Origin of the sequence: Veillonella sp., from assembly GCF_032470285.1 — a bacterium.
In the GTDB taxonomy this organism is placed as follows: Bacteria; Bacillota; Negativicutes; order Veillonellales; family Veillonellaceae; genus Veillonella.
The window spans coordinates 284,972-302,674 of record NZ_JAWEKP010000001.1; the positions used below are offsets into that span (position 1 = coordinate 284,972).

General features: G+C 37.4%; 12 protein-coding genes and 1 pseudogene. All 13 read left to right on the forward strand.

Translation table 11 applies throughout. The annotated features are described in order from the left end of the window. Positions 1-17 precede the first annotated feature (17 nt). The 13 genes and pseudogenes from mutS (at position 18) to dnaJ (ending at position 17,663) form a co-directional block, all read left to right on the forward strand. The gene (gene mutS, locus E7B10_RS01365; RefSeq protein ID WP_077708389.1) at positions 18-2,651 is read left to right on the forward strand and encodes a DNA mismatch repair protein MutS; all 2,634 of its coding nucleotides are present in this window, start codon (positions 18-20) and stop codon (positions 2,649-2,651) included. Continuing rightward, positions 2,651-4,702 (forward strand): DNA mismatch repair endonuclease MutL, encoded by a 2,052-nt coding sequence (gene mutL, locus E7B10_RS01370; protein WP_287510705.1) that lies wholly within the window; start codon positions 2,651-2,653, stop codon positions 4,700-4,702. The genes mutS and mutL overlap by 1 nt, the downstream gene beginning before the upstream one ends. Before the next feature lies 1 nt (position 4,703). Next, positions 4,704-5,516: a class I SAM-dependent methyltransferase gene (locus tag E7B10_RS01375; RefSeq protein ID WP_021148121.1), complete on the forward strand. Its 813-nt coding sequence runs from the start codon at positions 4,704-4,706 to the stop codon at positions 5,514-5,516. After that, the gene (gene miaA / locus E7B10_RS01380) at positions 5,513-6,442 is read left to right on the forward strand and encodes a tRNA (adenosine(37)-N6)-dimethylallyltransferase MiaA (protein WP_021148122.1); all 930 of its coding nucleotides are present in this window, start codon (positions 5,513-5,515) and stop codon (positions 6,440-6,442) included. The genes E7B10_RS01375 and miaA overlap by 4 nt, the downstream gene beginning before the upstream one ends. Beyond that, positions 6,439-7,677, forward strand: a complete 1,239-nt coding sequence (locus E7B10_RS01385) for a methionine gamma-lyase family protein (RefSeq protein WP_021148123.1) — start codon at positions 6,439-6,441, stop codon at positions 7,675-7,677. The genes miaA and E7B10_RS01385 overlap by 4 nt, the downstream gene beginning before the upstream one ends. Positions 7,678-7,875: 198 nt before the next feature. Next, complete coding sequence (mnmA, locus tag E7B10_RS01390; RefSeq protein WP_021148124.1) at positions 7,876-8,937, forward strand: tRNA 2-thiouridine(34) synthase MnmA; 1,062 nt, start codon at positions 7,876-7,878, stop codon at positions 8,935-8,937. 38 nt (positions 8,938-8,975) lie between these two features. Continuing rightward, entirely contained in the window at positions 8,976-10,775 is a 1,800-nt protein-coding gene (lepA, locus tag E7B10_RS01395; RefSeq protein ID WP_316055448.1) for a translation elongation factor 4, read from the forward strand. Positions 10,776-10,779: 4 nt separating this feature from the next. After that, complete coding sequence (hemW, locus tag E7B10_RS01400) at positions 10,780-11,964, forward strand: radical SAM family heme chaperone HemW (RefSeq protein ID WP_077708391.1); 1,185 nt, start codon at positions 10,780-10,782, stop codon at positions 11,962-11,964. An 81-nt stretch (positions 11,965-12,045) separates the two neighbouring features. Then, entirely contained in the window at positions 12,046-12,648 is a 603-nt protein-coding gene (locus E7B10_RS01405) for a nitrite and sulphite reductase 4Fe-4S domain protein (RefSeq protein WP_004695732.1), read from the forward strand. Between the two features lie 397 nt (positions 12,649-13,045). Then, positions 13,046-14,075: pseudogene (hrcA, locus tag E7B10_RS01410) on the forward strand (heat-inducible transcriptional repressor HrcA). Next, positions 14,075-14,620: a nucleotide exchange factor GrpE gene (grpE, locus tag E7B10_RS01415; protein WP_287510712.1), complete on the forward strand. Its 546-nt coding sequence runs from the start codon at positions 14,075-14,077 to the stop codon at positions 14,618-14,620. The pseudogene hrcA and the gene grpE overlap by 1 nt, the downstream one beginning before the upstream one ends. A 27-nt stretch (positions 14,621-14,647) precedes the next feature. Beyond that, entirely contained in the window at positions 14,648-16,489 is a 1,842-nt protein-coding gene (gene dnaK, locus E7B10_RS01420) for a molecular chaperone DnaK (RefSeq protein WP_004697142.1), read from the forward strand. Between the two features lie 16 nt (positions 16,490-16,505). Next, on the forward strand, positions 16,506-17,663 hold the full coding sequence (dnaJ, locus tag E7B10_RS01425; RefSeq protein WP_316055449.1) for a molecular chaperone DnaJ: 1,158 nt from the start codon (positions 16,506-16,508) through the stop codon (positions 17,661-17,663). Positions 17,664-17,703 lie beyond the last annotated feature (40 nt).

Sequence of the window (17,703 nt, forward strand, 5' to 3'; positions counted from 1 at the left end):
TAATATATGAGGTGAATATGAGTAAAAAGCAAACACCTATGATGGAGCAGTATTTAGATATTAAATCTAGATACTCTGAAGAATTATTGTTCTTTCGATTAGGTGATTTTTATGAATTATTTAATGAGGATGCTTTAGTCGCATCACGTGAACTTAATATTACCTTAACAGGTCGTCCTACAGGAGATGAGGAACGCACACCGATGTGTGGCGTTCCTTTTCATGCGGCTGAAAGCTACATAGAAACGCTTGTAAAAAAAGGATATAAAGTTGCTATCTGTGAACAACTAGAAGATCCTAAAGCAGTTAAAGGCATTGTTAAGCGCGATGTCATTAAAGTTGTTACTCCTGGTACAGTGATGACAGAAAATGGTAACGATGCACGGTCAAATAACTTTTTATCATTATTTTATATGGTAAAAGATATGTGGATTCTTGTGTTTTCTGATGTATCTACAGGGGAAGTTATTTGGCACCGCATTACTGATTGTGAAAAACGCAGTGATATGTACGATGCACTCAGCATGTATAGACCAAGTGAAATCATATTGCCTGAAGGAACGATATTACCGCAAGATATTCAGGATTTTATTGAAAATCAATTTAGTAATGTCGTATTTTCTCCTTTTTCTACATACTATACACAACGTGAAGTAGCTGAAAAAGCTGTAACTCATTTCGGTGATTTAGGCCTTATGGAAGAGGATGTATGGGAAGCATTAGGTTATATGCTTTTATATTTAGAGGATATCATTAAATCTGAAATTTCTCATATCAACTATGTACATCAATTAAGTGTAGGTAATCGCCTTATTCTTGATACATCTTCTTTGCGGCACCTTGAAATTACTCATAATTTACGCGATGGTGGACAAAAAGGTACTTTACTGGATGTACTAGATCGTACGTTGACACCAATGGGGGCACGCCTTTTAAAACAATGGCTTGAAAGTCCATTAACTGATATAAATCAAATACAACGTCGTCAAGCAGCCGTTTCAGAACTTATTACACGCGGTGCTGAACGTTCTCATATTCGTAACTTTTTAGATTGTATTTACGATTTTGAACGCATCGTTGGTCGTGTTGAAACCGGATCTGTGTCTCCCAGAGATTTAACGGCTCTTCGTGAGTCATTAGCAGTTCTACCTGATATTAAGAATGTATTAGGTACATGTTCAAGTCTAGCTTTAACATCTATTAATGAGCGCATGCAAGATCATAAAGATATTTATGACTTATTATGTCGAGCTATTGCAGAGCAACCAGCGTTGACATTAAAAGACGGTCGTGTTATTAAAGATGGATTTAATGCTGATTTAGATGAGCTACGTTCTTTAGCGACTAATAGCGAGCAATGGCTTGCTAAGATGGAAGCGGATATTAAAGAAGCTACAGGGCTTTCAAAAATTAAGACTGGTTACAATAAAGTGTTTGGTTACTATTTCGAGGTATCCCATAGTAAATCAGAACAAGTACCAGACTATTTCATACGAAAACAAACCCTGGCCAATGCTGAACGCTATATTACGCCTGAGTTAAAAGAGTTTGAAATTAAAATTCTCAGCGCAAAAGATAAAATCATCGCTTTAGAGCACGAACTATATCAACAATTGCGTAATGATATTAAACTCGTTATCAAAGATGTGCAAGAAACGGCTCGTGCTCTTGCAGACCTTGATGTATTATGCTCATTAGCATTAGTTGGATACGAAGAAAACTATATTTGTCCAACTATTGTGATGAATGGTCAAATCAATATTCGTGATGGTCGTCATCCTGTTATTGAAAAGTTCTTAAAACGTGAGGTATTCGTACCAAATGATATCGTTTTAAATCATGATGAAGAAGAATTTTTACTCATTACAGGCCCTAATATGGCAGGTAAATCTACTTACATGCGTCAAGCGGCTATCTTAATGATTATGGCACAGATTGGTTCCTTTATCCCTGCTCGTGAAGCGTCTATCTCACCTGTGGATCGTATTTTTACACGTGTCGGTGCTAGCGACGATATTTCTACTGGTCAAAGCACGTTCATGGTAGAAATGAAAGAGGTAGCGTATATTTTAGAAAATGCTACTCATAATAGTTTAATTATTCTCGATGAAATTGGTCGGGGTACGAGTACCTTTGATGGTTTGAGTATCGCACAAGCCGTAGTGGAACATATTTGTAAGCACATTCATAGCAAGACTTTATTTGCAACGCACTACCATGAATTGATTTGCTTAGAAGAAAGCTATAGTAAATTAAAAAATTATACCGTTGCAGTTAAAGAAAAAGGGAAAGATGTTGCTTTCTTGCGTCGTATCATTAAAGGTGGTGCAGATCGCAGTTATGGTATCCATGTTGCCAGACTGGCGGGCCTACCTAACTCTGTATTAAAACGAGCTGAAGTGATTTTAGAATCCTTGGAAGATCAAAGTCATGATGCAAGTGACTTAAATAATCGAGTTATGGGTGCTCAACTTACTAATGTGGCAAAACCAGCGGTTAAGCAAGTTAGTGATTCTCCACTAGGCAATTTATTTACCCATTCCGTAGTAGATAGCTTACTGGAAGTCGATGTAATGAGCATGACTCCAATTGAAGCATTAAATAAATTATATGAACTACAAGAGGAGGCTCGTAAAGGAGGCGGGAAATAATGGCAACCATTCACGTATTGGATGAAACGACAATCAATAAGATAGCTGCCGGTGAAGTCGTTGAACGTCCCGCATCAGTTATTAAAGAGCTCATTGAAAACTCTATTGATGCGTCTGCCACTAATATTGAGGTTGAAATTGGTGAAGGCGGTGTGGCCTATATGCGGATTACTGATAATGGTATCGGTATGACGGAGGAAGATGCTCGCTTGGCGATTCTACGTCATGCAACCTCTAAAATTCAACAAGTAGAGGACCTCTTTGATATTGCGTCCCTAGGCTTCCGTGGGGAGGCTTTGGCTAGTATTGCCTCTGTATCTCATTTCTCTTTGACTACTCGTAAAGCAGACTCTGATTTGGGGACTCGTATTACTGTTGATGGCGGCACTTTTACCGATTGCATTCCTTATGGTGCGGCACCTGGTACAACTATCGAAATTAAAGATTTATTTTATAATACGCCGGCTCGTCGTAAATTCTTAAAAACGGAGCGTACAGAAGCCTCTAAAATTCAAGATATTGTAGGGAAATTAGCTCTAAGTAATCCACATATTTCTTTTAAGCTTATCATAGATGATCGGGTAGCTATTATCACACCAGGAAATGGCGATATTAGTGATACTGTAGCTGCGCTATATGGATATAAAACCAAAGATGATATTTTTACTGTTGCTTATGAAAGTGATTCTATCTATATCGATGGCGTAGTGAGTAAGCCCACACTTCTTAAAAGTACAAGGATATGGCAGACCATTATCGTCAATAATCGCGTGATTTCTGATAAAACCATAATGAAGGCTATCGATAATGCATACCATGCACTATTGCCGAAAAATGGTCATCCTTTAGTGGTACTAAATATTACTGTGCCTGCGAGAATGGTTGATATAAACGTACATCCTCGCAAGAGTGAAGTTAAATTCTCAGATGATAAGATTATATTTAAAGCCGTATATCACGGTATCTTAAATGCTTTAAATAATCCACTCCATGAGAGATACGAACGAGAGTCATCATCTTATATGACTGGTACAGTTGCTAACATATCCGATAAATATGGTAATGATATTGCTAGTAATAGTAATAGTAATAGTGATATTAAGAATTTTAGTTCTAATAGTACATTCTTAGCTGGTAATACTACTTATGATTCTTATCAAGCACCTACTGTTGTACACGATTCGATGCAGTCAGCTGAACATATAGCAACAGCTATAGATTATGATAAGGTTTTTGGTGGACGCCGTACAAAAGGCTATGAAGTCATGCGCGGTGAAACTTCGCAGTTTGTGGAAAATCTTAAAACAAAGGGGTATACACCACCTGCACCTAAAGCTACTTATGAACAATCCTCTTTTGTAGATGAAAGTTTTGAAGCTGTTCCTACTGCATACACTAGTTATACTTCGGAAGATGTAGAGAAGTTTAAATCCTTGTCTCACGATATTCGTAACGAAGAGATAGAAGAACGTACAATTCAAAACTCGGGCTTTTTACCAATGGGTCAAGTTGCATCTTGTTATATATTAGCTAAAAAAGGTGATGATCTATATATCATAGATCAACATGCTGCACATGAGCGTGTGCGTTATGATAAGTTGTGTAAGTCTTCTGAATCGATTCCTATGCAATCTATTTTGGTTCCTCAGTATAGTGAGACCACAAATGATGAAATGAATTTAGTAGAGGAAGAACGAGAAACATTACTTGATCTTGGCTTTGATGTAGAGTTAGGTGGTCCTACTAAGATAAAATTAGTAGGGGCTCCAGTAGATTTAGTAGAGTCAAAAGCATTTGAAATTCTGCAATATATATTCTCTTACTTACATGATCATCAACAGCCTACTAAGGCCCAATTACGACATGAAATGTTAGCTTATGCATCTTGTAGAGGGGCCATCAAGGCAGGTCATAATTTAAATATGTATCAAATGACTACCTTAATTGAGGACTTATTTAGTACCGAAAAACCATATGTATGTCCTCATGGTCGTCCTACGATTATCAAATTTACACCTGATGAATTAGGTAAATTATTCTTACGGTCTTAATATGAATATATTAACTACAGCTCAAAAATCTAATGAGGCCATTCAAGAGGAAGCCAAAGCTTTGGCTTCCTCTATGCATATGGCCTATATAAAAAGAGGAAAATTATCTATACCAGCATTATTTAATGCTCATCCATGTGATTTTATTGCTGTTCTTTCTGGTAATGGCTTAACTATTCATTTTCCTGATAATCAGCAACATAGCTTTCATTTATCCATGGCTCAATTACGTATACTACGTTTGCAACGTGGAGAAGGAGATCATTTAATTAATGCTGTTCAGACAATACTAAGTACTAATGAAATAACTGATAAAGAAGAATTTTCGTTTCTTGATTGTACAATTGGTCTTGGTAGTGACAGTATCGTCATGAGCTATGCTTTTCCTCAGGCTAAAATAAAAGGTCTAGAAGGTTCTCTATCTATATGGCTTGCCACATCTTATGGTTTATCTCATTATTCGCATAATGTGAAAAGTGTGACGGACGCATTACGTCGTATTGAGGTAAGTTATGATACCTTTGAAAACTATGTACCTAATCTACCAGATGAAAGTATAGATATTATTTATTTTGATCCTATGTTTGAGGTCCCTGTAGAGGATAGTCCTCAATTTAAACCACTTCGTGGACATACTGTGGAAAGTCGTATTGATGATAAAATTATGGAGGAAGCTATGCGTGTTGCCTCTTATGGTGTTATTATTAAAGAACGACCATTTAGTTCTGTCTTTCAGAAATATCCACCTCACCAATGGGTGGGGGGAAAATATAGCCGTATAGGTTATGGAATATATATGAAGGAGTTATTGTGAATCCCTTAATTACCATCGTTGGACCTACTGCGGTAGGCAAAACAGATCTTACCTTGGAATTAGCAGAACAGCTACATGCTGAGGTTATTTCTGGTGATGCTTACCAGGTTTATAAACAACTTAATATTGGTACCGCTAAACCATCGGTGGATGAACTTAATCGGGTGAAACATCATCTCATCGATATACTGGAACCAAATGATTCATATTCGGTATCTATTTTTCAAAATCAAGCTAAAGAAATAATTGCAAGATTAAAAGATAGAAATATTCTTCCTATTCTGTCTGGTGGTACAGGACTGTATGTCCAATCATTATTGGAGAACTACAACTTTAATGATGTTAAACCTGACGAATATTTGCGAGCAGAACTCGATGAGATCTATAGTACAAAAGGTATTGAAGGCTTACGAGACTATGCTTTCACATTAGGTAAAGAGCATAATATAGAGATACAATATAGCGACAAACATCGTTTGTATCGAGCTATTGAGATATTACATCATGGTGATGTAGATTCGTTGCGAAATCAGACAAAAGATGGTGTATCCTATAAAGGACCTGTTATCGGTCTTATGAGAGATCGTGATAAACTATATGAGCGCATCAATTTACGGGTTGATATGATGTTTGATGCAGGCTTGATTGAAGAAGTGGAACAACTCATAAAATTTGGTGTGAAGCCAGATTGCCAAGCATTTAAAGGTATTGGCTATAAAGAAGTTGTTGACTATATAAATGGCAATATAATATTAGATGAGTGTCGTGACTTAATTAAGAAGAATACACGTCACTTTGCTAAGCGCCAAATTACATGGTATAAACGTATGCCATATATAGAATGGATACATATTGATAGCAATACATCTAAAGATTTTATATTTAATAAAGCTATGGATTTAATCCGTAGAGAAGGATTAGCATGACATTAGAAGAAATACGTAGTAAAGCCCTAGAAATGGCTGAACCAGAATTTAAGAAATTTGAACCTATTGCATTGGCCAATACAAAAAAAGTATTAGAAGCCTTTAAGGAATGCCAAGTATCTGATTATCATTTCACTGGTACTACTGGTTATGGATATAACGACGTAGGGCGTGAAAAATTAGATGAAGTATTTGCCTATGTATTTAAAGGTGAAAAGGCTATCATTCGTCCTCATTTTGTTTCTGGTACACATGCGTTAGCTACTACATTAATTTCTTTGATGGGAAATGGCTCTAAAGGGACAGAGTTTATCTATGCCGTAGGGGCTCCTTATGATACGATGCAATCCGTTATCGGTGCCGCTCGTGAAGTACGTGGTTCTTTAGTAGAAAAAGGCTTTACCTATACTGAGGTACCATTGAAAGATAATACTTATGATGTTGAAGCTATTGCTAACGCTGTTAACGATAATACGCGGGTAGTAGTCATTCAACGGTCTAGAGGCTATAGCACTCGTGAACCTTTATCTATTGCAGATATTAAGATTATTGTAGATGCTGTAAAAGCTAAAAATTCTAAAACGATTTGTTTCGTAGATAATTGTTACGGTGAATTTACAGAGCTGCAAGAACCATTAGAAGCTGGTGCTGATATTATGGCTGGCTCTCTCATTAAAAATGCAGGTGGCGGTTTAGCACCAACTGGTGGTTATATTGTTGGTAGAGAAAACCTTGTAGAGGATGCAGCGTATCAATTGACAGCTCCTGGACTTGGCGATCATATGGGTTCATATGCTCCTGGTTATCGCTTGTTCTTCCAAGGTTTATTTATGGCACCTCACGTAGTATTACAAGCTCTTAAAGGTGCTGTATATACGGCTGCTGTAGGTGAGTTACTAGGCTATGATGTATTCCCTAAGGTAAATGCTGATCGCTATGATTTGATTCAAGCCATTAATCTGAAAAATGGGGAAGAAATGGAGCATTTCTGTGTAGGTATGCAAGCCTATTCTCCTGTAGATGCTCACGTACATCCTATTCCTGGGGATATGCCTGGGTACGAAGATAAAATCATCATGGCTGGTGGTACCTTTGTACAAGGTTCCTCTATTGAACTCAGTGCCGATGGTCCTATACGTCCACCATATACAATTTTCATGCAGGGTGGCCTAGTATTTGAACATTCCATGCTTGGTATTTTAGGAGCTGCTGAAGAACTATTAAAACATAGATAATATTTAGAATCTCTTTCTTTTGTGAAAGGGATTCTTTTTATTTCAAATCTTTTCAATATACCTATTTCTAGGCTATAATATAAGTTGCTATAATTTTATAGCAATACTACTCGGACTTTTACACCGAACTAGTGTTTTACACGTCAGGCTTTCACCCTGATTAGTTTTATGATCAAGAGATCATTAAAAGGAGAAAGTATGGAAAAAGTTATCGCTGTAGCTATGAGTGGCGGCGTAGACAGTTCTTTAACTGCTGCAATGCTATTAAAACAAGGCTATAAAGTATTTGGTATTACCCTATGGTTATGGGTGAGTGGTACGCCCTATGATGAGGTGCCTCTTGCCGTAACTGATGCTAAGAAGATGTGTGATTTTCTTGGTATCGAGCATCATGTTATCGATGCTCGTGATGTATTCTACGAAAACGTAGTAGATTACTTTGTAAAAGAATATGCCTATGGTCGTACGCCAAATCCTTGTGTATTTTGTAACAAGAACATCAAGTTTGACTTGATGCTCAATCGTGCTCTTGAATTAGGTGCCACACATATGGTAACTGGTCATTATGCACAAGTAAATTATAATGAAGAAACAGGTCTATATGAGTTACATAAAGGTGTTGATCCCACAAAAGATCAAAGTTATGTTATGTACAATATGAACCAACGTATTTTGAGTCATCTTATGTTCCCATTAGGTGGTCAATGTAAGACTGAAACACGTAAATTAGCTGCTGAATATGATTTGCCAGTCGCTAAAAAACCAGATAGCGTGGATATTTGTTTCTTGCCTCATGGGAACTATCAAAAGCTAGTGGTCGAAGAAATGAAGGGTAAACCAGAGTCTGGTAATATCGTTACCGAAGATGGTGAGGTATTAGGTAAGCACAACGGCTTATTTAATTATACGATTGGTCAACGTAAAGGTCTTGGTATTGCATATAAACACCCTTTATATGTTATTGGATTTAATGGGGATCGTAATGAGGTCATCGTGGGTCCTAACGAACGTCTCTTTACAAATCGCATGATTTGTAAGTTCTATAACTTCTTAGATGATACAATTCATAAGGAATTGAAGGCAGAAGGAAAAATTCGCTATGCAGCTAACCCTTCTCCTTGCATAGCACGTATTTTAGATGACGATACAATGGAGGTTATTTTTGAAGAACCACAACGGGCTATTACCCCAGGTCAGTCTGTAGCCTTTTATAATGGCACTCAATTATTGGGAGGTGCTGTTATCGATCGCGTATGTTAGAAAGGAGAATACAAGTTCTTTGAACTTGTTTACATAGTATGTCAACGAAAAAGATTCGAAACTTCTGTATTATAGCTCATATCGACCATGGTAAATCAACCATCGCTGATAGATTAATTGAATATACTGGTACATTACAAAAACGTGAAATGGAGGCTCAAGTTTTGGACTCCATGGACCTTGAACGTGAACGCGGCATTACTATTAAAGCGCAATCTGTTCGTATTTTGTATAAAGCTCAAGACGGTGAAGAATATATTTTGAATCTCATTGATACTCCGGGCCACGTCGATTTCAGCTATGAAGTATCTCGTTCTCTTGCAGCCTGTGAAGGGGCATTACTCGTAGTCGATGCTGCACAAGGTGTGGAAGCACAAACGTTGGCAAATGTATATCTCGCTTTAGAACATGATCTTGAAATCATTCCTGTTATTAACAAGATTGATTTGCCGTCAGCAGATCCTGATCGCGTTAAACAAGAAATTGAAGATATTATTGGTTTAGACGCTTCTGATGCTGTATTATGCTCTGCCAAATCAGGTATCGGTATTCCTGATATTTTAGAAGCTATTGTAAATAAAGTTCCTGCACCACCAGATAAATCTGATAAGCCAACAAGAGCCTTGATTTTTGATAGCCGTTTTGATGCGTATAAAGGTGCTATTGCTTATCTCCGCGTAAAAGAAGGGTCTATAAAAGCAAAAGATACAATTCGCATGATGCATGATAAAAAGGACTTTGATGTTACAGAACTCGGTATTTTTACTCCCAATCTTGTACCTGTGCAAGAATTACCATGTGGCTCAGTAGGTTGTATTGCAGCTAGCATCAAAAATGTAAAAGATTGCCATGTAGGCGATACTGTAACATTAGCTAATAATCCTGCATCAGAACCATTGCCTGGTTATCGTAAGGCTGTATCTATGGTGTACTGTGGCCTTTATCCAACAGAATCTAAAGATTATGAAAACCTTCGGGATGCATTAGAAAAGTTACAGCTTAATGATGCTGCCTTAGAATATGAAGCAGAAACATCATTGGCATTGGGTTTTGGTTTCCGTTGTGGGTTTCTCGGTCTTTTGCATATGGACGTAATTCAAGAACGTTTAGAACGTGAATATAACTTGACGCTTATTACGACGGCTCCATCTGTAAATTACAAAGTGTACAAAACAAATGGGGAAATGCTCGAAGTCGATAATCCTGCTAAATTACCACCTCCAACGGAAATTGACTATATCGAAGAGCCTTATGTAAAGGCTACAACAATTGTACCTAAAGATTTTGTTGGTACTATCATGGAATTATCTCAAGATAAACGCGGTGAATATCAATCTATGGAATATTTGGATGAAACACGCGTATCTGTCGTTTATCACTTGCCATTGAGTGAAATCATTTATGATTACTTTGATAAATTAAAATCCGCTACAAAGGGATATGCATCTCTTGACTACGAATTGATTGGATATAAACAATCTCCAATGGTTAAGATGGATATTCTCTTAAATGGAGATCCTGTAGATGCATTATCCATTATTGTACACAAAGACCGTGCAGCTACACGTGGTCGTGCATTAGCTGAGAAATTGAAAGAATTGATTCCTCGTCAAATGTTTGAAATTCCTATTCAAGCGGCGGTAGGTACAAAAATTGTGGCTCGTGAAACTGTAAAAGCTTGGCGTAAGGATGTTTTGGCAAAATGTTACGGTGGTGATATTTCTCGTAAGCGTAAATTACTTGAAAAACAAAAAGCCGGTAAGAAACGCATGAAGTCCGTCGGTTCCGTAGAGATCCCGCAAGAAGCATTCATGGCGATTCTCAAGGTTGAGGACTAATAAAATGAAAACAGATTCTGATATTCTGAATCTGTCTACGCTGAGGGATATGGGGCTGTATGTCCATATCCCTTTTTGTAAACAGAAATGTATGTATTGTGATTTTCCTGCTTATCAAAATTTACAAGATTATTACGAAACCTATGTATATGCTTTAGTTCAAGAAATCGATTTATGGGTCTTTGAACATCCAGAGTCTACATCTAAAGCTATTGATACAATTTATTTTGGTGGAGGTACGCCTACAGAATTATCGATTCAACAACTACAGATGATTCTTGATAAAATCAAAAATACTTTTACAATTTCTGACGATTGTCATATGACTATTGAATCAAATCCTGGGGAAGTAGATCTATCGTATTTAACGAAACTTGTTAAACTAGGATTTAATCGTATAAGCTTTGGTGTTCAAACATTTGATGATAAGGCGCTTACATTGCTTCATCGCAGTCACAACGGGGAACAGGCAAAACAAGCCGTTTATGATGCTAAAGAGGCGGGCTTTACCGATATCAATATTGATTTGATTTATGGTTTGCCACGACAAACATTAGAGGATATTCAACATAATTTAGATATTGTAAAAGATTTACCGATTAATCATATTTCAACGTATGGACTTCAAGTTGAGGTAGGAACGTATCTATATCATTTAGTACAAAAGAACCTTATTTCTATTCCTAGTGAAACCATTGATGAATCCATGTATGATACGATGATGGAAGGATTAAAAGATTTAGGCTTTGAACGATATGAGATTTCAAATTTCGCCAAGGCTAATTCCTATAGTCGTCATAATTTAAAATATTGGCACTATATAGATTATTTAGGCTTTGGTGCTGGTGCTCATTCCTTCTATGACGGAGTACGCCGTAGTAATAATCGTAATGTAATGCCCTATATACAATCTGTTGACAGATATATTATGCCTACTATCGATACGGAGACGATTACTTTAGAACGAGCTCAAGAGGATTTTTGTTTTTTAGCTCTTCGCACTAAATGGGGCCTTGATAAGCAAAAATTCGAAGATAAATTTGGCGTATCTATCCATGATTTGTTTGCTACTACTTTAGAGGATTTAGTTAGTAAAGGTCTATTAGAGTATCAAAATGCAAGTTATCATTTAACCGCTGAAGGTGCCAAGCATGGGAACTATGTATTTAGTCAATTTATTCGTGAGTAATTTCTCACAGTTTCTCAAAATCTAATATGTTAGTATAAATAGGATGATGGTGAATAAGCATGCTAGTTTTGAGGAGGAGCGATGAAGACATCTGTAATATTACACGGTTTACATAATGAATTTACTTTAGATCAAATGAAAGCATGCATAGAACTTGCTGAAAAATATGGTGGATCCTTCCGTCATGTTGTAACAGGTATACAAATTACAGGTATTGAAAAAGATGATAAGGAACAGTTTATTTCTGAATTGCCTGATGGCGTGACAACTGTTATTCATAGAGGTGTTAATTCCTTAATTGCTTGTGTAGGTAAAGGCCATTGTAAAAATGGACAAATGGAAACTAAAGAATTGGCTGATTATGTAGAGAGAAAACATTACGGCCGAAAAACCTCTCACAAGTGCAAAATCGGCATCAGTGGATGTGGACGTAACTGCCCAGATGCAATGGTAAAGGATATTGCCTTTATCGGTACATCTCAAGGTTTTATGTTGGCTGTTGGTGGTAATACAGGCATGAGACCTGAAGCAGGAAAAATTTTAGCAAGAAAACTAACTATTGAGCAATCTAAAAAAGCTGTAGATATTTTGATTGATTGGTATGCTAAATATGGTGAACCTCGTGAACGTATGGGGAAACTGTTGGAGCGTCTTGGTAATCCATTAGAAGGGGTAGATCTATAAATTAATTAGTACATTTTAGTTCTAATTGATTTATAGTTTATAGTCCGTAAATTCTTGGGCCAAAAAAGTATTTTAACTAAGAGTTTATTGACAACTAAATTATTATATATAAACACTTATACTATTTCAGGTTTTAATAATATAAATTTTATTAGACCAATATATTCTAATATTTAAATTTTAGGATATGACATAAACGTAGATAGTATAAGTGTTTTCTTATTGTTACACTTTGATTTTTTGACCAATTAATTAAAAATATTGAATTGTCTTTTTGACTAAATAGATATTATTTGACTTTTTAAGGATTTTTCTGCTTGACATTTTTTTTGAATATGATAATATTATACATGCGATTAGCACTCAAAGTTAATGAGTGCTAACAAGAGGTGTCATTATGGATGAAAGAAAACAGCGCATCTTGCGAGCCATAATTGAAGACTATGTTAAGTCCGCAGAACCTGTAGGATCTCGAACGATTGCTAAAAATTATGATCTTGGCATCAGTCCTGCTACGGTGCGGAACGAAATGTCCGATTTAGAGGAATTAGGCTATTTAGAGCAACCTCATACATCGGCTGGGCGTATTCCTTCAGCTAAGGGCTATCGCTTATATGTTGATTCTATGTTGAGTCGACAACCTGTTCCATTACAGGATGCTGAAAAAATTGAAATGTTATGGAAACATTCCAATAGGTCAACGAGTGAACTCTTTCTAAATATGGCTAAACTACTTTCACAGGTAAGCCATAGCATGAGTTTATTCTTAGCACCAGCCCATGATAGAGCATTAATCAAATACATTCATGTATTACCGCTAGATAGTCATCAAGCCATTATGGTTGTTATCACTGAAACAGGGGCACTCGATAATGAGTTGATGTACTTTGGTGAAAGTGTTTCACCAGAGCTTCTACAAAGTCTAGCCATGCAATTTAGCAATGCACTACAGAATGTAAGTATTGGTCATGTAACGGCTGAGGCTTTAGGAACTGTATTGGTCCATATGGAAGGTCCGCAAGGAATTTTATTAATCCTTTCGGAAACATTATTACGAGTTATTAATAAACGTAAGTTGTTCTATTCGGTAGGTACCACAGAGTTGTTGAATCAACCAGAGTTTAAGTCTGTTGAGAAGGTGCAACCCTTGCTTTCATTAGTGGAAGAACAAAATCAATTAGGACAGTTATTAAAAGATGATTCCCCAACACCTGTTAAGGTTAAGATAGGAATAGAAAACCAAACTGAAGCACTTCATTCTATGAGTGTGGTACAAGCTGATTTTACGAATCAAGATCAGCCTATAGGAACTCTTGCTATTCTTGGCCCAACGAGAATGGAATATGGACGTATCATTGGCATGTTGTCCCATATGAAACATATAATGGAAACTATGGTAAAAGAACAAAAATAGAAAGGGCATATAATGGCTGAAGAACAAGACATTAAACAAGAAATAGTGGAGGAAACAGTGGACACTACGAATGTAGAGGAACCAACTGTTGAGGAAACTGAAGAGGTTGTGGCTGATGCTGCTCAAGTGTTAGAAGAACTTAAAGCCGACTTTGATAATCGATATAAACGGTTACAAGCGGACTTTGAAAACTTCAAACGTCGTACTAACCAAGAAAAAGAGCAACTTGCTGGATATGTAAAAGGGGATGTATTAACGGACCTTCTTCCTGTATTGGATAACTTTGAACGGGCCGTTCAAAGTCCTGCAGAAGGGGAAGCAAAAGTATTCCTCGATGGATTCATTATGATTCATCAAAATTTGATGGCTATGTTATCTAAACATGGTTTAGCTGTTATTGAAGCTGTGGGTCAACCATTTGATCCAAATTTCCATCAAGCGATTATGCGTGTACCGTCAGATGAATATGAATCCGATACGGTGTGTGAAGTTTTGCAAACTGGTTATACTGTTGATGGTCGTTGTATACGTCCAGCAATGGTAAAAGTTGTTGAATAGATTATAAAGTTTTAGGAGGTATATATTATGGCAAAGGTAATTGGTATTGATTTAGGGACAACAAACTCTTGTGTTGCTGTTATGGAAGGCGGCGAACCTACGGTTATTACAAATCAAGAAGGTGCACGTACAACTCCTTCCGTTGTTGGGTTTGCAAAAAATGGAGAACGTTTAGTTGGTCAATTGGCTAAACGTCAAGCTGTATCCAACCCAGAAAACACAATCATTTCTATTAAACGTCACATGGGTACAGACTACAAAGTAACTGTAGAAGGTAAATCTTATACTCCTCAAGAAATTTCTGCAATGATTCTTCAAAAAATCAAAGCTGATGCAGAAGCTTACTTGGGCGAACCTGTAAAACAAGCTGTTATTACAGTTCCTGCATACTTTACAGATGCTCAACGTCAAGCTACAAAAGACGCTGGTGCCATTGCAGGTCTTGAAGTACTTCGTATCATCAACGAACCTACAGCAGCTGCTCTTGCATATGGTGTAGATAAAGATGAAGATGGTAAAGTTCTTGTATTTGACCTTGGTGGTGGTACATTCGACGTATCTATCCTTGAACTTGGTGATGGTGTATTTGAAGTATTAGCAACATCTGGTAATAACCACCTTGGTGGCGATGACTTCGACCAACGCATTATGAACTACCTTATTGAAGAGTTCAAAAAAGAAACTGGTATCGATTTGTCTAATGATAAATTAGCTGATCAACGTTTAAAAGAAGCTGCTGAAAAAGCAAAAATTGAATTGTCTGGCGTAGCTAGCACAAATATCAACTTGCCATTTATCACAGCTGATGCTACTGGTCCTAAACATTTGGATGTAACATTGACTCGTGCTAAATTTGAAGAATTAACTGCTGATTTGGTACAAGCTACTATAGAACCTACTCGTAAAGCTATGAGTGATGCTGGCTTATCTGCATCCGATATCGATAAAGTATTGTTAGTTGGTGGTTCTAGCCGTATTCCAGCTGTACAAGAAGCAATCAAAAAAGTATTGGGTAAAGAACCAACTAAAAATGTTAACCCTGATGAATGTGTAGCTATTGGTGCTGCTATTCAAGGTGGCGTATTAGTAGGTGAAGTTAAAGACGTATTGTTACTTGACGTAACGCCATTGTCCCTTGGTATCGAAACAATGGGTGGCGTATTCACACGTATTATCGATCGTAACACTACAATCCCTACATCTAAATCTCAAGTATTCTCCACTGCCGCAGATAACCAACCATCTGTAGATATCCATGTATTGCAAGGTGAACGTGAGTTCGCAGCAGATAATAAAACATTGGGTCGTTTCAACTTGGATGGTATCCCAGCTGCTCCTCGTGGGGTTCCTCAAATCGAAGTAACATTTGACATCGATGCTAATGGTATCGTACATGTAAAAGCTAAAGATTTAGGTACTCAAAAGGAACAAAAGATTACCATTACTTCTTCTAGCGGCTTGAAAGAAGAAGAAATTGACCGCATGGTTAAAGAAGCTGAAGCTCATGCAGCGGAAGATAAAGCTAGAAAAGAAGAATTAGATGTTAAAAACAATGCTGATTCCTTAGTATATCAAGCTGAGAAAGCATTGAAAGACCTTGAAGGTAAAGGCGATGCTGCTTTGATGAAAGAAGTAGAAGAAGCGAAAGATAAATTGAAAAAATCTATCGAAGCTGGCAATATCGAAGACATCAAAAAAGATAGTGAAGCTTTGGAACAACCATTACATAAATTAGCAGAACAAATGTATGCAGCAGCTCAACAAGCTCAACAAGCAGCTGGTGGTGCTGAACAAGGTCAACAACAAACAAAATCTGATGACAATGTAGTTGATGCTGATTACACAGTAGTGGATGATGACAAGAAATAAGAAGGGTTGGTAACGAATGGCACGAGATTATTATGACATCCTAGGGGTTAGTAAAAATGCCTCTCAAGATGAAATCAAAAAAGCCTTCCGTAAAAAGGCACGCCAATACCATCCAGATGTAAATAAAGATAATCCAAAGGAAGCGGAAGCAAAGTTTAAAGAAGCTAACGAAGCTTACGAAGTATTGTCTGATGAAACTAAAAAAGCTCAATATGACCAATTCGGCCACGACGCCTTCAAACAAGGAGGCGGCGCTGGTGCCGGTGGTTTCCAAGGTGGCTTTGGCGGTTTTGGTGGTCAAGCTGGAGGCTTTGGTGATATCTTTGGCGACATTTTTGGTGGCATGTTTGGTGGTGGACGCCAACAACAAGGCCCTCAAAAAGGTAATGACTTGCGTGAAGATATCGATATTTCCTTTGAAGATGCAGCCTTTGGTAAATCTATGGAAATTGAAGTGCATCGTCATGAAGAATGTGATCACTGTCATGGTACTGGTGGTGAACCAGGCTCTCGTGTCGATACTTGTCCAAACTGTCATGGTTCTGGTCAAGAAGCGGTTATTCAAAATACTCCATTTGGACGTATGCAGTCCGTTCGCACTTGTTCCCACTGTCATGGTACGGGTAAAAGCATTGAAAAACCTTGCTCTAAATGCCGTGGTACTGGTGAAATGTTGGCTAAACGGAAGATTTCCATTAAGATTCCAGCTGGTGTAGATAGCGGATCTCGTTTACGTGTAGCTAATGAAGGGGAACCTGGTATTTTAGGCGGTCCTAAAGGGGATCTCTATGTATATATCTTTGTTCGTCCTCACAAGGAATTTGAACGAAATGGTAATGACGTTATTAGCCGTGTAAATATTAGCTTTGCTCAAGCTGCTCTTGGTGCGACTATACAAGTTAACACCTTAGATGGTAAAGTAGAGTTAAAGATTCCGGAAGGTACTCAAACGGGAACGGCATTCCGCGTAAAGGGCAAAGGTATTCCATATTTGCGTAACCCTAACCAAAGGGGTGATCAACACATTGTGGTAACCGTCCAAACGCCTAAGAAGTTGACAGACACTCAACGTGAGCTATTGTTACGCTTTGCAAATGAAAGTAATGAAGATGTAAATAACTTACAAGTGAGCAAAAGTCTCTTTGAAAAAATCAAGGACTGTTTAACGAAATGAACAGCTCATGTGAAGGAATGGTTTGTTCCATCACATTCCC